The following is a 21,434-nucleotide window of genomic DNA, read 5'->3' as shown; positions in this document are numbered from 1 at the left end:
CTCCCTCGCGCCGTTTCCTGTCCGGACACACTCCAGCCACGCCGAGCCCCATGACCGACCTGCTTCTGGACGTTTTGCGCACCCTGGTCCTCGCGGCCATCCTGGCCACCCTGCTGCACGCGGGCGGCAGGCGCGGCCTGGGCGGCACCCAGGGCTGGCGGGCCTTCGTGGCCGGTTTCGGCCTCATCCTTTTCGGCTCGGTGCTGAACACCCTGCGCGGCCTGCCGGGCCTGCTGCCCGGCCCGGGCGCGCCCCTGCTGGATCTGCTGGAACGGGTGGTCGGCTTTGTGGGCGGCATCTGCCTGCTGGCCTGGGGCCTGTGGCGCTGGCTGCCCGTGGTCGCCGCCACCCGGGCCAACGAGCGCGAGCTGCTGCGCATCAAGGAACGCTACCGGGCCATCAGCGCCATGACCTCCGACCTGAACATCGACGCCGAGGTGCTGCCCGACGGCTCCCTGCGCGTGGACTGGATTTCCGGCTCCCTGCACTCCGACAGCGGCTACGCCAAGGACGACATCATGACCTTCGAGCAGTGGCGGCGCGTCGTCCTGCCCGAGGACCGGCCCCTGCTGGAAAATCATCTGGCCGCCGCCGGGGCGGGGGAACCGCGCCGCACGGAGTTGCGCGTCCGCACCAGGGACGGGCGCGAGCTCTGGCTGGCCCTGGCCACCCAGCCCCGCCGGGAGCCCGGCTCCGCCACCCGCTGGCTGACCACCGCCGTGCGCGACATCACCGCGCGCAAGCTGGCCGAAGCACGCACCCTGCGCTCCCTGGAGGAGAACCAGATCCTGCTGCGCGAGCTGCACCACCGGGTCAAGAACAACCTCCAGGTCATCACCGGGCTGGTGGAACTGGCCAAGAGCCGCATCAAGGACAAGGACCCCGAGGTGCTCGAAGCCTGCCGGGACCTGCACGCCAAGATCGGCTGCATGGCCCTGGTGCACACCCAGCTTTCCGCCGACCCCTCCCGGGGCCACATCGACTTCGGGACCTACGCCCGGACCCTGGCCGAGCAGACCGCCCGGCTCTATGACGCCGCCGCCGTGGATCTGGACTTCGACCTGGACGAGGTGCTCCTGGACCTGGACACCGCCGTGCCCTGCGGCCTGGCCCTCAACGAACTGCTGACCAACGCCTTCAAGCACACCGTCGGCGGAGGCCTCACCCGCGTGGGCGTGACCGTGCGCGCCCAGGGCGGCGAACTGCTGGTGCGCGTGCGCGACGACGGCCCCGGCCTGCCGGGGGGCGAACCGGAGCAGGGCACGGGCATGCGCCTGCTGCACAATCTGGTCGCCCTGCAACTGCGCGGCAGCGTGGAATTTTCCTGCGGCCCGGGAACCACGGCCATCCTGCGCCTGCCCCTGAGCCGCGACACCGACGGGTTCCCCTTGCCATCACCCCGGCCTTGAGGCAGAATCGAAAGATACGCCACAGGCGCCAAGCTGTTTGCGGGAGAGCCCGGACCCGGCCGTCAGGCCCATCCCGGCCCCTCTCCACAGGTCACGCCATGCCCTTTTGTATCGCCGCCGCCACCCTGCTTCTCTTCCTGCTGCTGCCCGACGCCCAGGCCCACGCCTGGGGGCCGGGGGTGCACATGGCCGTGGGCAACTGGTTCCTGGCCAACCTCGACTGCGTGGCCCCGGACGTGGGGCGCATCCTGTCCCTGCACCCCGGGGCCTTCCTCTACGGCAGCCTCGCGGCGGACATCTTCATCGGCAAGGGCAGCACCGTGCGCCCCGGCCACAGCCACAACTGGGCCACGGGCCTCAGTCTGCTGGCCCGGGCCGACAACGCGCGCACCCGCTCCTACGCCTACGGCTACCTCGCCCACCTGGCCGCCGACACGGTGGCCCACAACCACTTCGTGCCGGAAATGCTCTGCGGCCTGCCCGCCGGGGGCCGCCTGGGGCATGTGTACATCGAGATGCAGGCCGACGCCCGCGTCAGTTGGGACACCGGGCAGGCCCGCGAACTGTTCGCCAGCCCGCAGCACGACACCGACGCCGCCCTGCTGGCCACGGTGCGCAAGCGGCGCTGGCCCTTCCTGCTCAAGAAGCAGGTCATCAAGGGCCATCTGTCCCTGTGCGGCCGCCGCCGGTGGGATCAATCCCTGGACGTTGCCGACCGCGTGGTGCGCCTGGGCGGGCTGCGCTACTTCCAGGACATGTTCGCCCTGACCCTGGACGCCGTGGGCGACTTCCTGGCCCGGCCCGGGGAGTCGCCGGTCATGGAGCTGGACCCCATCGGCAGCGCGCCGCTGGGCCGGGCCGCCGGGCTGCGCCGCCTGGGCGGCCGCCCCGGGCGCCGCACGGGCCGGGCCCCGGGCGGACTGTTCCCCCTGCCCGGGCAACTGGCGAGCCTGCCCCGGCTGCACGACAGGCAGGGCAATACGGAAATCCCCCTGCGCCGCGCGGGCTGACGCCCCGCAAGCCTGCCGCCGCAATCGCACAATCGCCGCCATTGCCGCCATTGCCGCCGTTTCCGAGGACACGACAGCCATGCCAGCCCCCGGCCCCCGACCGCACGCACCGGCCACGACATCCGCCTCCGGCGCCCCCGGCGCCCCCGGCGCGCCGCCCCTGCCCCTGCGCTACCTGCGCGCCTCGCCCCTGCCCCACGCCACGGCCCTGGCCTCGGCGGGGGTCTGCCTGACCCTGGCCCTGGCCGCCCTGAGCCACCTGGACGACGGCAGCCACCGAGCGGCCGCCGCCTGCGCCGCCCTGGCAGCGGGGTGGCTGGGTCTGGCCTGCGTCGCCCTGCTGGACGGCTTCTCGCGCTTCCGCGAATACCGGCGCATCAAGGCCATGCTCGCGCGCCACGGCTGGAACCGCCGGGTCTTCACCCTGGTGGCCGGTTCGCGCTGCCAGCGCGACGCGGCCCTGCAAGCCGCCCACGAGGCCGGGCACGGCCGCCGCGCCCGACGCTTCTTCCGCGCCCTGGGCTACCGCTGGTACCACCTGCTGCCCGACGCCGTGGCCCGCAACCCGCTGTGCTTCTTTCACCCGCGCTTCCTGCGCGGCTCGTTCCTGCCCGGCAAGGCTCCGCGGGCCCGAAGCCGCCAGCGGACGCGACAAGGCCCCGCGCCCGAAAGGACGCGGGGCCCGCAGCGCCGCGGCGGCGGCGGATTCAGTCCAGAAGGCGCTTCTGGCCCGTGAGGGCCATGATGTCCGTCACGTCCTGGGTCACCTCCAGCACGCCGAGGTAGGCGCCGTCGTCCCCGCGCACGGCGAAGTAGCGGATGTGCACCTTGCGGCCCATGAAGTCGATCCAGAATTCGGCCGTGTCCCGCGTGCCGTCGCGCATGCTCTGCACGATCTCGCGGACCACGTGCACGCTGCCCTCGGGGTGGCATTTCTCGACCTTGCGCCCGATGACCGACCGGGTGCGCGGGAAGATCTTGGTCCGGTCCAGGCGGTTGAAATAGGCCACCGTGTCCTCGGCGTCCACGAAGGTCACCTCCACGGGCAGGGTTTCGAGGATGCCGTGGATCTGGGCGGGGGTGAGCCGCGCGGCCAGGGAGCGGCGCACCCCGGCGTCCTCGATCTCGGCGACCATGCGCGCGTAGTTCTCCCGCGCGCCGGGGCCGTAGGTCTGAAGGTCCAGGCGCTCGAAGGCTGCCAGCAGGCCCACGCCGTCGCGCTCCTGCATGACCTTGCGGCCCATGGGGTAGAGCACGTCGTTCTCCTTCCAGATGTGCTCGGCGCGGATGCGCAAATAGTCCTGGCCCTCGCGCACGAAGCGCTCCCGCTCGCCCGCCGGGGCCGAGGGCAGCCCGCCCACCTCGCGGGCCATGCGCCCCAGCAGCTCGCGCTCGGCCTCGTGCTCGGCGAGCATCACGCCCAGCGGGCCGCCCTGCACGGGGATGCCGCGCTGTTCCAGCAGCGGAAAGAGGTATTCCTCCTCCTTGGCGTTGTGGATGCGGTCGCCGAATTCGAGCAGGAAATCCAGGGCCCGGCGGGTCTGCACCGGGTCGTGGCCCAGGGTGCGCACGCGCTCCAGGTTGGCCCGCAGCACGGCCATGGCCCGCTCGATGAGCTCATGCTCCTCCACCAGAAACGTATCCCAGCGTCTGACCTGATCCATGTGCCTCCTCCTCGCCCCGCGGGGCTGTGGGTTGTGTCCGTTTCGGGAGCGTGGCCCGCGCGGCACCGCTTCGCCTTGACGCGGGTCAAAACCCGCTCCACCATACCCCAGGCCCCGCCTTCGGGGAAAGCCCCGGACACGGGAAAACCGGCGCCGCCGGAGCCGCACGGGGCCGCGCCCGCCCGTGGCGGGCTCCCCCGCCACGGGCCCACGGGGTCCAGGACCACAGGAGAACGTCATGAAATCCTACCGCAAGGAACTCTGGTTCCAGGTGCCCACTCGCCGGGCCTTCGTGAACATCACCCCCGACGTGGAGCGCTGCCTGGCCGAGTCGGGCATCCACGAGGGCCTGTGCCTGGTCAACGCCATGCACATCACCGCCAGTGTGTTCATCAACGACGACGAATCCGGCCTGCACCACGACTACGAGGCCTGGCTGGAGCGCCTGGCGCCCCACGAGCCCGTGTCCGGCTACCGCCACAACGTCGGCGAGGACAACGCCGACGCGCACATGAAACGTCAGATCATGGGCCGCGAGGTGGTGGTGGCCGTCAGCGGCGGGCGCCTGGACTTCGGCACCTGGGAGCGCATCTTCTACGGCGAGTTCGACGGGCGGCGCAAAAAGCGCGTGCTGGTCAAGATCATCGGGGAATAGGTCCGGGCCCGAACGCCGGACCGGACGCCGGACCCGCGACCTTGCGCAGCAGGGCTTCGAGCTCCTTGAGGGAGGCCGGTTTGGCGATGTAGCCGTCCATTCCGGCGGCCAGGATGCGTTCGCGGTCGCCGGGCAGGGCGTGGGCGGTCATGGCCACCACGGGGATGGCCGTGTCCACCCCGGGCAGGCCGCCCGAGCGGATGTCGCGGGTGGTGTCCAGGCCGTCGCGGCCGGGGAGCTGCACGTCCATGAGCACGCAGTCGAAGCCCTCGCCCGCCAGCAGGGCCAGGGCCTCGTCGCCGCTGGCCGCGCAGACGGCGCTGTGGCCCATGCCCTCCAGGAAAAGCTGGATGGTCACGGTGTTCAGGGGCTCGTCGTCGACCACCAGCACGCGCAGGGGCCGCGCCGGGGCGGCGCCGGGAGCGGCGGGCGGGGCGGCACCGGAAGCGGCGGCCCCTGCCTGCCGTTCGGCCCCGGGCACTCCGGCGGGCAGGGTGAACAGCACCGCGGTGCCCGCACCGGCCTCGCTGTCCAGGGTCAGGGTGCCGCCCCACAGGCCCACCAGACGGCGCACGATGCCCAGCCCCAGGCCCGAGCCCCGGCCGTCCCCGGTCCGGGGGGCCGCCACCTGGGTGAAGGCCTCGAACACCGCGTTCTGCCGGTCGTCGGGGATGCCCCGGCCCGTGTCGGCCACGGTCCACAACAACAGCCGCCGTCCGTCGGGCCTTTCATGCGGCAGCGGCGCCAGTTCCACGCGCACCCCGCCCCGGGCGGTGAAGCGCACGGCGTTGGCCACGAGGTTGAAGAGCACCTGGCGCAGGCGCACCTCGTCGGCCACCACCCGCGCGGGCACGCCGTCGTGGATCACGGCCGTAAGCTCCAGGCCGTGCGCCTCCGCCGCCGGGCGGAAATTGTCCAGCACCAGCGCCGCCGTGGCGCGCGGGTCGAATTCCGTCTCGTGCGGGCGCAGGGCCCCGGCCTCCAGGCCCGAAAGGTCGAGCACGTCGTTGACCACGTCCACGAGGCTGCGGCAGGTGTCCAGCCCGCGCCGGACCAGGGCCTCCTGCCGCGCGTTCGGCCCGGAGCGCTCCAGCAACTGCAAGGTGGCGTAGATGCCGTGCAGCGGGCTGCGCAGTTCATGGCTCATGGTGGCCACGAACTCGCCTTTGGAGCGGTTGGCGGCTTCGGCCGCGTCCCTGGCCTCCAGGATGGCCCGCTCGGCGCGTTTGCGCTCGGAGATGTCGTGGAGGGACAGGCGCAGGCCTTCGGTCTCCCCGGGGCGATCCTGCACCGGGGCCAGATGGGCCAGGCAGGTCAGTTCCCCGCCGTCCCGGCGGCGCATGACCAGCTCCCACGGCCCCGAGGGCAGGCCCGAGGCCGTCAGCCGCACGGCCGAATCGAACAGGGCCCGGCTGCCCGGAGTCACCAGGGTCCGCAGATCCGGCGGGGGCAGCAGGGGCCCGGGGCCGAAACCGAAGGCCTCGCGCCCGGCCTGGTTCACATAGAGCACGCCCAGGTCCGGCCCGGCCTCCAGGATGGGCGTGGGCAGATGATCGGCCATTTCGCAAAAGCGGCGCGCCGACAGGCGCAGGGCCTGTTCGGCCAGCTTGGACCGGGTGATGTCGCGCAGCAGGCACAGGGCGCCCTGAGGCATGCCGTCCGCGGCCTTGAGCCGCGTGCAGGACAGGGAGAGCCACTCCCGCGTGCCGTCTTCGGCCGTGCGTCCCAGTTCCAGGTCCCGGAAATCGCGCTCCACGGGCAACCCCGGGCCGGACACGGCGCGACAGGCCGCCAGGGCCTCGCCCAGGGTGCGGTCCAGCAGGGCGTCGGCCGCGCAGCCCAGGATGCGGCAGGCCGCCGGGTTGGCCAGGGTCACACGGTCCGCGCCGTCGAGCACCAGCAGCCCTTCGTCCATCTGGGCGATCAATTCAGCGTGGTAGCGGTTGGCGGCCACAAGGCTGCCCTCGTAACGCTCCAGAGTGTCCAGCATGTCGTTGTAGCCGCGCGCCAGCAGGCCGAACTCCGCCCGGGGCGCACCCTGGACGCGGGCGCTGAAATCCCCGGCGGCGACGCGGGCCAGGGCCCGCTCCAGGGGCCGCACCTGGCGGTCGATCCAGCGTGCCAGCAGGAAGGTCACCAGAGTCGCCACCGCCAGGGTGGCCAGCCCCACCCAGACCACCTGCCGGTGCAGGGCGGCCAGGGGCGCCAGATAGGCCTCGCGGGGAATCCACAGCGTGCAGTGCCAGTCCAGCCCGGGCACGTGGTCCTCGAGCACCACGAGCTCCTGGCCACCCCGGCTGGCCAGCCGCAGGCCGCGCCCGGCCTGGCGCACCCAGGGCAGATGCGGCAGTTCCTCCACGCGGGTGGCGAACAGGTCCGCCAGGACGTGGGCGGGCAGCAGCTTGGAGCCCAGGGCCACGCTGTGCAGGGGCGTGCCGTCGGCGGCGGTGATGGTCAGGGTGCCGGGCAGGGCCAGGTTCATGGTCCCCAGGCTGGCGCAGAATTCGTCCACCGGGACCATGGCGTAAAGCAGCCCCGTGAACCTGTCGAAGGGATCGTGGCGGGCCAGGGAGTAGTAGAGGCCCGGGGGCAACACCCCGGCCCCGAGGCCGCGCGGGCGGACCAGCACCTGCCCGGGCTGCCCCAAAGCCTCGCCGAACAGGGCCGTGGCGGCGATGTCGTCCATCTCGGGGCGCACGCCGTCGCGCCCCACCTTGACCTCCTCCACCCCCGAGGGGTCGGTGTAGGCCATCAGGGCGAAGGTTCCGGCCTCGGAGTCGAACAGCCGGGCCACGCGGTGCTCCGCAAAGCCGGTGGCGTAGTCGGCCACCTCCGGGCTGCCCGCCAGCCGCCGGAAGGCCGCGAGGTTCATGCGGTTGCGCAGGGCCAGGTTCTCGGTCACCCGGGCCATGACCTCGCCGAGCACGGCGGCCTGGTTGCGTTGCAGCAGCGAGGAGACGATCATGTCCGCCGACAGGCCGAGCAGGGCCATGACCAGGGCGGCCACGGCCAGAACGGCGAGCAGGAAACGTCCTTTGAGCGACCGCATGGCGCGACCGGCGCCCTAGGGCGCCACAGGCAGGATGTCCAGCTCCGCCAGCGCGGCACGGCCCTCGGGGCCGAGGGCGAAATCGAGGAACCGGCGGGCGGCGGGCGAGGGCTCGGGCAGCCAGGCCAGGCCGTGGGTCATGAGCAGCGGATAATCCGGGCGCACGGCTCCGGACGCATCCGGCTCCAGGCCCTCGATCCACAGGATGTTCAGACCCCGGGCGCGGGCGGCGGGCAGGCTGACGATGCCGAAGGAAAATTCGTTGTCCGCGATGTCGGCCAGGGCCTCGCCCGCCTCGTAGGCCACCTTGCCCACGGGAACGTGGTCCGCGAGCTCGGTCAGGTAGGCCGACAGGGCCCCCTGGGGCGCCTCGCTGGCCTCGCGCTGGACCACGCATATCCTGTGATCCGGCCCGCCCAGGGCCTTCCAGTTGGTGATGCCTCCGGAGAGCACGCCCACGGCCTGGGCGCGGGTCAGCCGCGCGACCTTGACCCCCGGGTGGGAGGCGAACACCACGGGCACCCGGCCCAGGGGCCGGTATTCGAGCTGGAAGCGCAATTCCTTGTCCCGCAGGGGGCGGGCCAGGCGGGCGATGTCGCAGGTGCCGGCGGCGGCGCAGCGCACCCCGCCGCTGGAGCCCACGGTGGGCGGCACGTCCACGGCGCGGTCGGGGTAGGCGCGCATGTAGGCCCGGGCCAGGTGTTCGAAAACCTCCTGGCCGTCGCCTGTTCCGGCCAGGACCACGCGTTCCTGACAGGCGGCCGCCTGGGCCCACAGGACCAGGAACAAGGCGGCGAGCAGGACAAACGGACGCTGCACGATGACCCCCGGAATTGCTGGAACAAACGAAGCGGGCAAAGCCTAGCCGCAAAAAGCCGGGGAAGTCAACGCGCCCGCAAAACAGTGTGCTTTGCGGAGATGCGCCTCCCGCCGGGCTAGCCCTCGGGGCAGCCCAGGCGCCCGGCGATGACCCGCGCCGCGCGGCGCCCCGCGCCCATGGCCTGGATCACCGTGGCGGCGCCGGTCACGATGTCCCCGCCCGCGAAAACGTTCGGCACGCTCGTTTCGCCCGTGGCTTCGTCCACGACGATGTAGCCGCGCCGGTCCACGGCGACACCCGGCTCGCTGGCCAGCAGCAGCGGGTTGGCCCGGGTGCCCACGGCGATGATGGCCAGGTCGGTTTCCAGCTCCATGGTCCGGCCGGGAATGGGCACCGGGCGGCGGCGCCCCGAGGCGTCGGGCTCGCCCAGCTCCATCCGCTGCAAGGTCACCGAACGCAGGGCGAAGCGCTCGTCGCCCGAAAAGGACAGCGGCGCCGCCAGGGTCTGCATGACGACGCCCTCCTCCTCGGCGTGCTCGATCTCCTCGCGGCGGGCGGGCATGTCGGCCACGGTGCGCCGGTAGACCACGCGCACGCTGGCCGCGCCCAGGCGCAGGGCAGTGCGCGCGGCGTCCATGGCCACGTTGCCCGCGCCGTAGACCGTGACGTTGCGGCCCAGGATGACCGGGGTGTCGTGGTTGGGAAAATCGTAGGCCCGGCCGAGGTTCACGCGCGTCAGGTACTCGTTGGCCGTGAACACGCCGTTCAGGTTCTCGCCGGGAATGTCCAGGAAGCGGGGCAGCCCGGCGCCGACGCCGATGAACACCGCCGAGAAGCCCTGATCGAACAGGTCGCGGATGCTGAAGGTCTTGCCGCCCACGCGGTTGGTGACGAACTCGACCTGCTGCGTGCCCAGGGCGCGGACCTCCTTGGCCACGATACGGTCCTTGGGCAGGCGGAACTCGGGGATGCCGTAGACCAGCACCCCGCCGACCTCGTGCAGCGCCTCGAACACCGTGACCTTGACCCCCCGCGAGGACAGGTAGCCCGCCACGGTCAGCGACGAGGGGCCCGAGCCGATGCAGGCCACGCGGCGGGCGGGGTCCACGGGCGTGCAGTCGCGCGCGCCGGTGAGCAGGTCGCAGGCGTCCATGTGCACGTACTGGTCCGCCGCGAAGCGCTCCAGGCGGCCGATGGCCACGGGCTCGGCCTTGCGGCCCAGCACGCAGGCGCCCTCGCACTGCGTCTCCTGCGGGCAGACGCGCCCGCAGATGGCGGGCAGGCTGTTGGCCGTCTTGATGGCCCGGTAGGCCGCGCCCACGTCGCCCGCGGCCAGGTGGGCGATGAAGGTCGGGATGGGCACCTCCACCGGGCAGCCCTTGACGCACAGCGGGCGCTTGCATTGCAGGCAGCGCCGGGCCTCGGCCACGGCCATGTCGAAGGTGTAGCCCAGGGCCACCTCCTCGAAATTGCGGACCCGCTCGGCGGCGGGCTGCAAGGGCATGGCCACGCGGGGGGCGGCGGGCGCCGCGGCCCTAGGCATCGGCCCGGCACCTGCAATAGTGGTCGTGGGCGGCGCGCTCCATTTCCTTGAAGGCCGCCAAGCGCTGGGCCAGCTCCTTGAAATCGACCTCGTGGCCGTCGAACTCCGGGCCGTCCACGCAGGCGAAGCGCGTGCCGCCCGCCACGGTCACCCGGCAGGCCCCGCACATGCCGATGCCGTCGAGCATGATGGAGTTCAGGCTGACGGTGGTGCGCACGCCGAAGGGCCGCGTGGTCTCGGCCACGGCGGCCATCATCGGCACCGGGCCCACGGCCACGATCTCGCCGACCTCGCGGCCCTGTTCAAGGTGCTCGCGCAGCACCTCGGTGACCAGCCCCCGGTGGCCGCGGCTGCCGTCGTTGGTGGACACGAGCACCTCGTCGCAGAAGGCCGAAAGTTCTTTCTCGAAAAGCAGAAGGTCCGCCGAGCGGGCGCCGATGACGGCCACCACGCGGTTGCCCGCGTGCCGGTGGCCCTTGGCGATGTGGTGCATGGCGGCCACCCCGGTGCCGCCGCCCACGCAGATGACCGTGCCGCAAGGCTCGATGCGCGTGGGCCGCCCCAGGGGCCCGCACAGGTCGAGAATGCTGTCGCCCTCGTTCAGGGCCTCCAGCATGGCTGTGGACTTGCCGAGCACCAGGTAGACCATGGTAATGGTTCCGGCCTCGGGGTCGGTGTCGGCGATGGTCAGGGGAATGCGCTCGCCGGTTTCGCACACGCGCAGGATGACGAAATTGCCGGGCCGGGCCTTGGCCGCGACGTGCGGCGCGTCGACCACGAGCTTGCTGGTCTGCCCGGGGATGAGCTGTTCCTTGTGCAGGATGCGGTGGGCCATGGAAAGCCGTCCTGTGCGCGGAGGGCGCGGGCGAGGTCCTGGCCGCTCCGGCCCCGGCGCGGGGCCGGGCGGGGCGGGCCGCCACGGGCGCACGCGCCGCAGGCCCCACGGCCCGCGCGCCGCCCAGGGTCCGGGCTCAAGCGCCAAGCAGGGTTCTTTTCAGAACAATCTATCACGGTCAAGGATTTTCCCGCACCGCAGCCTGCCCCGGCGCGGCCCAAAAGGACAAGGATGACATTTCTGTAACTCACTCACCCGAGAACACGCAAATTTTATAACAAATTTGGCAATCGAGAGACATGCGCAGCCTTCCTCGAAGCGGCAGCACTTTGAAATAACACGCGAACGGCAACTTGGCCCTGTATTTGATAATACACCGGGCACCGATATTTTGCTGGCCCCGGCCGGGCGGACCCGGTCGCTCCAGGTAATGTCCCATACCGCACCCAAGGAGATGCAAACATGAGTGGATACCAGGCCCGCCTGAACGCCATCGCCGCCATCAACAACTACAAGCCCCTGGCCGAGCCCCTGAGCTTCGCCGAGATCAACCCCACCGACCTTTTCGGCTCCAACGTCTTCTCCGACAAGGTCATGCGCGCGATGCTGCCCAAGGAGATCTACAAGTCCCTGCAAAAGACCATCGAGAAGGGCGAGAAGCTCGACCCCTCCATCGCCGGGCCCGTGGCCGCGGCAATGAAGGAATGGGCCGTTTCCAAGGGCGCGACCCACTACTGCCACGTCTTCTTCCCCCTGACGGGCCTGACCGCCGAGAAGCACGACAGCTTCCTGACGCCCGACGGCAAGGGCGGCGCCATCGCCGAGTTCGAGGGCAAGCTCTTGGTGCAGGGCGAGCCCGACGCCTCCAGCTTCCCCTCCGGCGGCCTGCGCGCCACCTTCGAGGCCCGCGGCTACACCGCCTGGGACGTGACCAGCCCCGCCTACATCCTGGAAAACCCCAACGGCACCTTCCTGTGCATCCCCACCGCCTTCGTCTCCTGGACCGGTGAGGCCCTGGACAAGAAGACCCCGCTGCTGCGGTCCTCCCAGGTCATCAACAAGCAGGCCCGCCGCGTGCTGGCCCTGTTCGGCAAGGACAACGGCGAGCGCGTCAACTCCTACGCCGGGCCCGAGCAGGAATACTTCCTGGTGGACCGCAACTTCTACTTCGCCCGCCCCGACCTGCTGCTGTGCGGCCGGACCCTGTTCGGCGCCAAGTCCGCCAAGGGCCAGGAGTTCGAGGACCACTACTTCGGCGCCATTCCGCGCCGCGTGCTGGCCTTCATGCTCGAGGTCGAGCACGAGCTGTACAAACTCGGCGTGCCGGTCAAGACCCGCCACAACGAGGTCGCCCCCGGCCAGTTCGAAATCGCGCCCATCTACGAAAGCTCCAACCTGGCCACCGACCACAACCAGTTGGTCATGACCACCCTGAAGAGCGTGGCCAAGCGCTACGGCATGGCCTGCCTGCTGCACGAGAAGCCCTTCGCGGGCATCAACGGCTCGGGCAAGCACCTGAACTACTCCATCGGCAACGCCTCCCTGGGCAGCCTGTTCGACCCCGGCGACACCCCGCACGAAAACGCCCAGTTCCTGGTCTTCTGCGCCGCGGTCATCCGCTCCGTGCACAAGTACGGCGCGCTGCTGCGCTCCGTGGTCGCCACGGCGGGCAACGACCACCGCCTGGGCGCCAACGAAGCCCCGCCGGCCATCATGTCCATCTACCTGGGCGAGCAGTTGGCCGACATCTTCGAGCAGATCAAGACCGGCACCTGCAAGTCCTGCAAGACCAAGGGCCTGCTCGAAGTGGGCGTCGACTCCCTGCCCCCGCTGCCCATGGACGCCGGCGACCGCAACCGCACCAGCCCCTTCGCCTTCACCGGCAACCGCTTCGAGTTCCGCGCCGTGGGCTCCAACATGTCCATCGCCGGGCCGCAGGTCGCCCTGAACACCATGCTCGCCGAGTCCCTGGACTTCATCGCCACCAAGCTGGAGAAGGCCACCAAGGGCGACCCCTCCAAGCTCAACGCCGCCGTCCAGAAGCTGCTCAAGGAGATCATCAACGAGCACGGCGCCGTGATCTTCAACGGCGACGGCTACGCCGACGCCTGGCAGAAGGAAGCCAAGAAGCGCGGCCTGCCGAACTTCAAGACCTCCGTCGAGGCCCTGCCCGTCCTGACCACGCCCGAGGTCGTCACGCTGTTCACCTCCTACGGCGTGCTCTCCGAGCGCGAGCTGCACAGCCGCCAGGAGATCTACCTCGAGCAGTACGCCAAGACCGTGATGACCGAGGCCACCCTGTGCGCCAAGATGGCCAAGACCCAGATCTTCCCGGCGGGCGTGCGCTACCAGATGGAGCTGGCCAAGACCTGCGCGAACATGAAGATCGCGGGCATCGAGCCGGTGACCAACGCCCTGGAGGACGTGACCGCCAAGCTGCGCGGCCTGCAAACCTCCGTGGCCGCGCTGGAAAAGCTCATCGCCAAGCACGACTTCAAGTCCCTGCTGGACGAGTGCAAGCACCGCTGCGAGAAGGTTCTGCCCGCCATGCTGGAAGTCCGCTCCTACGCCGACGCCCTGGAAGGCGTGGTCGCCGACGACCTCTGGGCCCTGCCGAGCTACCAGGAAATGCTGTTCATCAAGTAGCCGCCCCGGCGCAATGACGCAAAGCAAGGCGGCCCGTCGCAAGACGGGCCGCCTTTTTTGTCTGCGCATGGCCGCGCACCGGGGCGGCCTCGCAGCGGCCGGGCCGGGCTACGGCGCCGGGTCCGCCCCGGCCAGGGGCCGGGGCTCGCTGGCCTGCCAGGCGCGCAGCCAGTCCTGGAATCCGGCGTAGGGCAGCGGGCGGCTGAACAGGTAGCCTTGCAGCGTGTCGCAGCCCAGGTCGGCCAGCAGCCGGGCCTGTTCCTCGGTTTCCACGCCCTCGGCCACGGTGCGCATGCCCATGGTCCGGGCCATGGCGATGACCGTGGCCACGATGCTCGCGTCGGCCTCGTTGCGCGTCACGTCGCGCACGAAGGACTGGTCGATCTTCAGCGTGTCGATGGGAAAGCGCTTGAGATAGGCCAGGGACGAATAGCCCGTGCCGAAGTCGTCCACGGACACCGCCAGACCCATGGCCCGCAGTTCGTCCAGGGTCGCGGCCGTGCGCGTCACGTCGGTCATGATGGCCGTCTCGGTGATTTCGACCTCGAACAGCGCGGGCGAAAGGCCCGAGGCGTCCAGGGTCGCCCGCAGCAGGGGCACGAAATTGTGCTGCTGGAACTGGCGCGGCGAAACGTTGATGGACACCACAAGGCCGGAGGCCGTCAGGCCCAGGCTCTGCATCTCGCGCATCTGCGCGGCCACGGAGAAGTTGAACTGCTCGCCCAGGGGCACGATGATGCCGGTCTCCTCGGCCAGGGGAATGAACTCCCCGGGGGAAACCAGGGTCCCGTCCTCGCGCCGCCAGCGGATCAGCGCCTCCATGCCCGTGACCCGCCCGGTGCGCACGTCGATCTTGGGCTGATAGAACGGCTCGAACTCGTGGCGCATCATGCCCCGGCGCATGTCGCCCTCCAGGCGGATGCGGCGGGTGACGCGCTCGTTCATCTGCGGGGTGTACAGGGAGTAGGTGTTCTTGCCCAGCTCCTTGGCCCGCGACATGGCCAGGTCCGCGCTCTTGAGCACCTCGCCCGCGTCGGCGCCGTCGTCGGGGTAGTAGGCGATGCCGATGCTGGCCGAGAGAAAGACCTCGTGCCCGCGCACGCGGAACGGCCGGTGCATGCGTTTGGCCACGCGCTCGGCCAGTTGCGCGGCCTCGCTTTCGTCGCGCACGGCACCGAGCAGGATGACGAACTCGTCGCTGCCCAGGCGGGCCAGCGTGTCCCCGGCGGCGACCAGACGGCCCAGGCGCCGGGCCATCTCGACCAGGATTTCGTCGCCCACGGCGTGGCCCAGGGCGTCGTTGACGTTACGGAAGTCGTCCAGGTCCACGAAGAGCACGGCCACCCGCTGCCCGCTCCGGGCGGCCCGGGCGGCGGCCAGGTCCAGCCGCTCGCGCACGGCCAGACGGTTGGGCAGACCCGTAAGCGGGTCGTGGTTGGCCTGATAGAGAATCTGGCTTTCCTTGTTCTTCATCTCCGTGATGTCGTGGAACACGGCGATGTAGCGCGCCTGCCCCCTGCCGGGGATGCTGCTGATGGACAGCCATTCGGGGTAGACCTCGCCGCTCTTGCGGCGGTTCCAGATCTCGCCCTCCCAGCGCCCCCGGCGGACCAGGGACTGCCACATGGCGCGGTAGAAATCGCGGTCGTGGCGGTCCGAGCGCAGGATGCGCGGGTTCCGGCCCAGGGCCTCCTCGGCGCTGTAGCCGGTGATCGCCGTGAAGGCGGGGTTCACCGAAAGGATGGTTCCCCCGGCGTCGGTGATGGTGATGCCCTCCAGGGCGTTCTCGAAGACCTTGCCGAACAGTTCGAGCTGCTCGCGGGCCCGGGCCGCCTCGGTCACGTCGCGCGCGTTGGCGAGCACGAAGGCCTCGTCCTTCAGGACGATGGCGCGCATGACCACCTCCACCGGGAACTCGCGCCCGTCGTCCAGGCGCCGCCCGACCCAGGGGAAGGTCACCACCTCGCCGCGCAGGGCGCGGGCCCAGAAGCCGGGCAGGTCCTCCATGGGGTTGGCCGGGCTCATGAACGCGGTCACGTCGGCGCCCCGGGCCTGCTCCGCGGTCGCGCCGTACATGCGCAGCATTTCGTCGTTGACCTCGACGATGCGCCCGTCCCGGTCGTGCACGAAAACCGCCTCGCGGGTGTTTTCCAAAAGGGTGCGCAGGCTGCCCTTGTAGCGCAGGAGATCGCGGGCGGCGGTCTCCAGCTCGCCTTCGCGGCGGGCGACCTCGGCGCGCAGGCGCTCCTCGGCCAGGGCCCGGGCGCTCACGTCCACCAGCAGTCCTTCCAGATGCCCCGCGGGCTTGCGGCACACGGTGTACAGAACCCGGCCCGCGCTGCCGTCGGCCCGGCGCAGCCCGGCCTCGCCCGTGCGCGCCAGGGCGCAATCCGCCGATTCGTGCAGCCCGAGCCAGGAGGGAACCAAATCCGCGTCGGCCAGGAATGCGGCCAGGGGCCGCCCCAGCAGCCGGTCCGCTCCGGCGCAGCCGAGCATTCCCGGCAAGGCCGCGCTGCCCGAGGTGATCCGGCCCCGGGCGTCGAGGGTGAACAGGCCGATACCCGCGTGGTCCACGATCTGGAACAGGCTTTCCAGATCAAGCATGCAGCTTTGCCCCTCGCGGGGCGCTTCGGATTGCATCAGTTCCGGCCCATTCCTTCCACACCGCAGCTCGCGCGGCGGCGCGTTTGACAAAAACGAAAAACAGGGGAAACAGAATTGTCGAAACCGCCATGCGCCCCCTCCGCAGGGGCCATCGCTCCCGGCGCTGAAAGGCGCCGGTTTTTCCCGTTGCCGCAGGGTAGCCATCCATAGCCTGTTTCGCAAGAGCCATGGTTTTCCCGTTCCCGATTTCACATGGCTTCGCTATGAAACCAACATGCTGCCGGGCGCCCCCAGCGCGGGCGCAACAAAAAATCCGACGCCGCGCATCAGCATCCCTCGGACCGGCGCCCCCAGCGCGGGCGCAACCCAAGCCGCCTCCGGGCGCGCCCCGGGGCCGACGCCCGAAAACCCTTGCGCCCCGGGCGTCTTCGCGGCGGTTGACAGCCCGGCCCCAGTGCGTACCCTGCCGCAATGCACATCCCCCCCCGTCCGCGTCGTTTCCTGGCCGCCGCACTGCTGGCCCTGGCCGCGCTGCTCACGTCGGCCCCGACCGCCCCGGCCCAGGACGCCCGCGCCCGCGCCCGCGCCCTGACGGAGGCCATGAGCGTGCCCGAAAAAGTCGGCCAGACCATGCTGGTCTTCTTCGAGGGCCCGGAGCTTTCACCCGAATTGAAGGCCATGATCGCCACGCACCACGTGGGCGGGCTGCTGCTCTACGACAGCGCGGGCAACGTACGCGACATGGCCCAGGTCGCCGGGCTGACCGCCGCCGCCCAGGCCCTGGCCCAGGCCGGGCCCCACGGCCTGGGGCTGTTCATCGCCGTGGACCAGGAGGGCGGCCCCGTGGCCCGGCTGCGCCGGGGCTTCGCCGCCACGCCGCCCAACATGGCCCTGGGCGCCACGGGCCGGGCCGAATCCGCCGCCCTGGCCGCCACGGTCACCGCCCGCCAGCTCAAGGCCCTGGGCATTACCATGAACCTGGCTCCGGTGGTGGACGTGAACTCCAACCCGGCCAACCCGATCATCGGCGTGCGCTCCTACGGCGAGAACCCGCAGACCGTGGCCCGCTTCGGCGCCGCCGCCGTGCGCGCCTACCGCGCCCAGGGCGTCATGGCCTGCGCCAAGCATTTTCCCGGCCACGGCGACACGGGCTTCGACTCCCACGTGCGCCTGCCCACGGTGCCCCACGCCATGGCCCGGCTGCGCGCCGTGGAACTGCCGCCCTTCGCGGCGGCCATCGCCGCCGGGGTTCCGGCGGTGATGACGGCCCACGTGGAGGTGCCCGCCCTGGAGCCCGAACCGGGCCTGCCCGCCACCATGTCCCCCCGGGTGCTGGAGGGCCTGCTGCGCGGCGAGCTGGGCTTTCGCGGGCTCATCATCAGCGACTCGCTGACCATGGGCGCGGTGGCCGGGCGCTACGACGCCGGAGAGGCCGCCGTACGCGCCTTCCTGGCCGGGGCCGACGTGCTCTGCTTCGGCGCCGACCGGGGCCACCGCCCCGAAGAGCAGCTCGACGCCCTGCGGCGCATGATCCAGGCCGTGGAAAGCGGCGAGATTCCCATGGCCCGCCTGGACGCCGCCGTGGAGCGCATCGTGGCCGCCAAGCTGGAATACGGCCTTGCCGGACCCGAAGCCCTGCCCGCGCCCGACCCCGCCCGGGTCGACACCCCCGAGGACCGCGAGGCCGTGCGCCGTCTGGCCGATGCCTCCATCACCCTGTTGCGCGACCGGGGCGGCGTGATCCCCATGGCCCCGCGCACGGCCGGACTGCTCGTCTGGCCCGGCGGCAGCCCCGAGGCCGCCGCGCCCTTCACCGAACTGGGCACCCGCTTCGAGGTGCGCTGCCCGGCCGAGGACCCGTCGGCCGAGGAACGCGCCGCCCTGGTGGCCGCCGCGGGCGAGGCCCGGCGGCTGGTGGTCTTCACCCGCCGGGCGGACAAAAGCCCCGGGCAGGCCGCCCTGGTCGACGAATTGCTGGCGGCGGGCCTGGGCACCCGGATGGCCGTGGTTTCCCTGGACGTGCCCTACGACGCGACCCTGACGCCCGAAGCGCCGTGCCTGCTGGCGGCGTGGTCCGGCGCGCCGGAGCAGTTGCGCGCCCTGGCCCGGGTGCTCTTCGGGCTGGCCCGGCCCACCGGGCGCCCGCCCGTGACCGTCCCCGGGCTGGACGGGCCGTAAACGACGAATTGTGGCCCCGCGCTGTTGCCTCCCCCGCGTGGCACTGCTATGGAAAAAGATGCTCCAACCGCACGACGCAAAGGATATCCGTCCATGAACGTCAAGGAAGACGCCAAAATCGTCCGCCCGTTCCTCGAAGCGGTCAAAAACGTCATCGGCACCATGGCCATGATCGAGGTCGTGCCCGGCAAGCCCTTCATGAAGCGCGACACCGTGGCCAGCGGCGACGTGACCGGCGTCATAGGCATCACCGGCGACCGCAACGGCACCATGTCCGTGACCTTCACCCGGCCCTGCATCCAGGCCGTGGTGGGCAACATGCTCGGCGAGCCCGTCGACGAGTTGAACCAGGACGTGCGCGACGCCGTGGGCGAGCTGACCAACATGATTTCCGGCCAGGCCCGGCGCGGGCTCCAGATGCTCGGCGTGCGCCTGGAAGCGGGCATCCCCACGGTGGTCACCGGCGAAAACCACTCCATCGCGCACATCTCGCGCGAACCCATCCTGGCCGTGCCCTTCAGCACGACCCACGGCGACTTCACCCTGGAAGTCTCGCTGGAAACGCCGAAGTAGCCCATCGCCGTCCCTTTGGTTGAAAGGCCCGTCCTTCCCGGGTATCCTGGCGGGAAGGACGGGCCTTTTCGCGCCCGCGCGAACCCCAGCCCCGGAGGGACCATGAAACCCATCGCCAAATATTCCGCCCTGGCGGCGGCCCTGGCCCTGGCCGTCGCGGCCGTGGCCGCCGTCGTTCTCGTCGCCGTGGTGGACACGGAGTTCATCAAGGCCGAGGCCGCCAAGGCCGTGCGCGAACGCACCGGCCGCGAACTGACCTTCGCGGGCGACGTGCGCCTGTCCTTCTTCCCCTGGCTGGGGGTGGACATGGGCGGCGTGGCCCTGTCCAACGCCCCGGGCTTCGGCGACGAACCCATGATCGAGGCCCGCGAAATCGCCGTGAAGGTCAAGCTGCTGCCGCTGCTTTCCGGGCGGGTGCAGGTGGGCGACGTGGTGCTCGACGGGCTGGCCGTGCGCCTGGGCCGCGACGCCTCGGGCCGCGGCAACCTGGACGACATCCTCGCGCGCTCCGCCCCGGGCAAGGGCGCGGCCCGGGGCGGCGGGCAGGCCGCCGAAGCCCCGGAGGCCGCGAGCCCGGCCGATGCGCTGGACGCTCTGGTCATCGGCAGCCTGCGCGTATCCGGCGCGACCCTGACCTGGGACGACCGCCAGTCGGGCGCGCGCTACGCGGTCAACGGGCTGGACCTGAGCACCGGCTCCCTGGCCTCGGGCCAACCCGTGGACCTGACCCTGCGCGCGGCCCTGGCCGCCGTTCCCGGCCCGGACGCGACGCCCCTGGACGCCACGCTGGACCTCGGAGCGCGGCTGGCCCCCGGGCCGGACTTCACGACCCTGGCCGTCCAGGGCCTGAAGCTGGCCCTGGAGGCCCGCGGCGAAACCCTGCCCGGCGGCGCGGCCCGGGCGACCCTGGCGGGCGACCTGCTGGCCGACCTGAACGCGGACACCCTGGACCTGCACCCCCTGACCCTCACCGCCGCCGACCTCACGGCCAGGGTCGAAGGCCGCGTGACCCGGCTGCGCACGGCCCCGGCCCTGGACGCCGCCCTGACCCTGGACGCCTTCGACCCCAGGGCCCTGCTGGCGGCCCTGGGCCTGGACGCCCCGGCCACCGCCGACCCCAAGGCCCTGACCCGCGCGGCCCTGGCCACCCGCGTCCAGGCCGCCGCCGACGCCCTGGCCCTGGCCGACCTGCGTCTGACCGTGGACGACACCGACCTCACGGGCCAGGCCTCGGTGCGGAACTTCCAGCGCCCGATCCTGCGCTTCGCCCTGGCGGCCACGGCCCTGGACGCCGACCGCTACATGCCCGCCGCGTCCGCCACGGCCAAGGCGCCCGCGGGCGCGGGCCAGGGGGGAGCGGGCGGAGCCAAGGCCCCGGCGCCCCCGGCCCCGGCCGGCGACGGAGGCTCCGGCCTGCCCACGGAGCAACTGCGCGCCCTGGACGTGGACGGCACCCTGGACGTGACCGCCCTGACCGTCTCCAACGTCCGCCTGAGCGACGTGCACGTGACCGTCACGGCCAAGGACGGCGTGCTGCGCATCTCGCCGCTGTCCGCCGGGTTGTACGGCGGGCTGCTCAAGGCCGGGCTCACCGCCGACGTGCGCGGGCAGGAACCGAAGACCAGCCTGGACCTCGGCCTCGCGGGCATGGCCCTGGGCGGCCTGCTGGCCGACCTTGCAGGCCAGGACAAGGTGACCGGCACCACGGCGCTGGACCTGACCCTGGCCGCCACGGGCAGCCAGTGGAAACCCATGCTGCGCTCCCTGGCGGGCAAGGGCTCCTTCGCGCTCACCGACGGCGCCTTCAAGGGCGTCCAGATCATCCCCGAGGCCGTGCGCGCCCAGGCCGCCGCCAGCGACCCGCAGCGCCGCGTGGAAAAGGCCGCGCGCCAGCAGCGCTTCAAGGACATCAGCGCAACCTTCGCCATCGCCAAGGGCGTGCTGACCACGGGCGACACCACCCTGAGCGCCGACAACCTGAAGGGCCGGGGCAAGGGCGCCGTGGACCTCGCGGCCGGGACCATCGACTACAGGGCCGTGGTGGACGTGACCGCCGTGCCGCGCATCCCCTTCACCGTGCGCGGGGCGCTGACGGACCCGACCGTGTCCCTGGACACCGCCGAATTCGTCAGAGGCCTGGCCGAGGGCGTGCTCGGCCTGCCGGGCAAGGCGGGCCAGGGCGTGCTGGACACGGGCAAGGGCGCCCTGGAGGGCCTGGGCTCCGGGCTGCGCAACCTGCTCGGCGGCGGGCGCAATTCCAAGGAGGGACAGCAATAGGCGCGCTCCGCTGCCTGTTGCAAAAATCAAAACCCGCAGGCCGCCCAAAACCACGCGGCGCAGAGAGGGGTAAAAATCCAGATTGTACGGCCTATTGCGCACACAAGCGGCCTGGGCTTTTCCGCTGACACAACCGATCGCCGTCTTGAGGCGGCCCGCAGGCGTTGCTTT

14 protein-coding genes are annotated in these 21,434 nt (G+C 71.5%); 8 read left to right on the top strand and 6 right to left on the bottom strand.

Annotated elements, in window-relative coordinates; genetic code table 11:
- Window positions 1-50 precede the first annotated feature (50 nt).
- The 3 genes from ACZ5KV_RS13920 (at window position 51) to ACZ5KV_RS13910 (ending at window position 3,155) form a co-directional block, all read left to right on the top strand.
- Entirely contained in the window at window positions 51-1,409 is a 1,359-nt protein-coding gene (locus tag ACZ5KV_RS13920; protein ID WP_464239892.1) for a sensor histidine kinase, read from the top strand.
- A gap of 98 nt (window positions 1,410-1,507) precedes the next feature.
- Window positions 1,508-2,419, top strand: coding sequence for a zinc dependent phospholipase C family protein (locus tag ACZ5KV_RS13915; RefSeq protein ID WP_464239891.1), 912 nt, complete (start codon window positions 1,508-1,510; stop codon window positions 2,417-2,419).
- A 79-nt stretch (window positions 2,420-2,498) separates the two neighbouring features.
- A complete protein-coding gene (locus tag ACZ5KV_RS13910) occupies window positions 2,499-3,155 on the top strand; it encodes a hypothetical protein (RefSeq protein WP_464239890.1) in 657 nt (218 codons plus the stop codon).
- Here ACZ5KV_RS13910 and ACZ5KV_RS13905 read toward each other — a convergent pair.
- The gene (locus ACZ5KV_RS13905) at window positions 3,127-4,083 is read right to left on the bottom strand and encodes a PAS domain-containing protein (RefSeq protein WP_464239889.1); all 957 of its coding nucleotides are present in this window, start codon (window positions 4,081-4,083) and stop codon (window positions 3,127-3,129) included. The two genes, ACZ5KV_RS13910 and ACZ5KV_RS13905, sit on opposite strands and share 29 nt — an antisense overlap.
- Before the next feature lie 238 nt (window positions 4,084-4,321).
- On the opposite strand from ACZ5KV_RS13905, the gene ACZ5KV_RS13900 reads away from it, so the two are divergent.
- Complete coding sequence (locus ACZ5KV_RS13900; protein WP_464239888.1) at window positions 4,322-4,738, top strand: secondary thiamine-phosphate synthase enzyme YjbQ; 417 nt, start codon at window positions 4,322-4,324, stop codon at window positions 4,736-4,738.
- Here ACZ5KV_RS13900 and ACZ5KV_RS13895 read toward each other — a convergent pair.
- From ACZ5KV_RS13895 to ACZ5KV_RS13880, 4 genes are all read right to left on the bottom strand, one after another.
- Entirely contained in the window at window positions 4,725-7,787 is a 3,063-nt protein-coding gene (locus tag ACZ5KV_RS13895) for an ATP-binding protein (protein ID WP_464239887.1), read from the bottom strand. The two genes, ACZ5KV_RS13900 and ACZ5KV_RS13895, sit on opposite strands and share 14 nt — an antisense overlap.
- A gap of 15 nt (window positions 7,788-7,802) precedes the next feature.
- The gene (locus ACZ5KV_RS13890) at window positions 7,803-8,606 is read right to left on the bottom strand and encodes a substrate-binding domain-containing protein (protein ID WP_464239886.1); all 804 of its coding nucleotides are present in this window, start codon (window positions 8,604-8,606) and stop codon (window positions 7,803-7,805) included.
- 116 nt (window positions 8,607-8,722) lie between these two features.
- Complete coding sequence (gene gltA / locus ACZ5KV_RS13885; protein ID WP_464239885.1) at window positions 8,723-10,150, bottom strand: NADPH-dependent glutamate synthase; 1,428 nt, start codon at window positions 10,148-10,150, stop codon at window positions 8,723-8,725.
- Window positions 10,143-10,985 carry a sulfide/dihydroorotate dehydrogenase-like FAD/NAD-binding protein gene (locus tag ACZ5KV_RS13880; RefSeq protein WP_464239884.1) on the bottom strand — a complete coding sequence of 281 codons (843 nt, stop codon included), beginning with the start codon at window positions 10,983-10,985 and terminating at the stop codon, window positions 10,143-10,145. Before ACZ5KV_RS13880 ends, gltA begins: the two co-directional genes overlap by 8 nt.
- Before the next feature lie 462 nt (window positions 10,986-11,447).
- Between ACZ5KV_RS13880 and ACZ5KV_RS13875 the strand changes: the two genes are divergently transcribed.
- Window positions 11,448-13,631 carry a glutamine synthetase III family protein gene (locus ACZ5KV_RS13875; protein WP_464239883.1) on the top strand — a complete coding sequence of 728 codons (2,184 nt, stop codon included), beginning with the start codon at window positions 11,448-11,450 and terminating at the stop codon, window positions 13,629-13,631.
- A gap of 108 nt (window positions 13,632-13,739) precedes the next feature.
- On the opposite strand, the gene ACZ5KV_RS13870 is transcribed toward ACZ5KV_RS13875, so the two are convergent.
- Window positions 13,740-16,235 (bottom strand): sensor domain-containing protein, encoded by a 2,496-nt coding sequence (locus tag ACZ5KV_RS13870; protein ID WP_464239882.1) that lies wholly within the window; start codon window positions 16,233-16,235, stop codon window positions 13,740-13,742.
- 471 nt (window positions 16,236-16,706) lie between these two features.
- Between ACZ5KV_RS13870 and ACZ5KV_RS13865 the strand changes: the two genes are divergently transcribed.
- The 3 genes from ACZ5KV_RS13865 to ACZ5KV_RS13855 all read left to right on the top strand — a co-directional run bounded on the left by ACZ5KV_RS13865 (window position 16,707) and on the right by ACZ5KV_RS13855 (window position 21,263).
- Window positions 16,707-18,413 carry a glycoside hydrolase family 3 protein gene (locus tag ACZ5KV_RS13865; RefSeq protein ID WP_464239881.1) on the top strand — a complete coding sequence of 569 codons (1,707 nt, stop codon included), beginning with the start codon at window positions 16,707-16,709 and terminating at the stop codon, window positions 18,411-18,413.
- A gap of 93 nt (window positions 18,414-18,506) precedes the next feature.
- Window positions 18,507-18,986 carry a chemotaxis protein CheX gene (locus ACZ5KV_RS13860; protein ID WP_464239880.1) on the top strand — a complete coding sequence of 160 codons (480 nt, stop codon included), beginning with the start codon at window positions 18,507-18,509 and terminating at the stop codon, window positions 18,984-18,986.
- A gap of 102 nt (window positions 18,987-19,088) precedes the next feature.
- Complete coding sequence (locus ACZ5KV_RS13855; RefSeq protein WP_464239879.1) at window positions 19,089-21,263, top strand: AsmA family protein; 2,175 nt, start codon at window positions 19,089-19,091, stop codon at window positions 21,261-21,263.
- The last annotated feature ends 171 nt before the right edge of the window (window positions 21,264-21,434 follow it).

It is taken from the genome of Desulfocurvus thunnarius (genome assembly GCF_055390965.1).
Note: the sequence above shows the minus strand (reverse complement) of the source record. Positions and strands in the feature narration are given on the sequence as shown.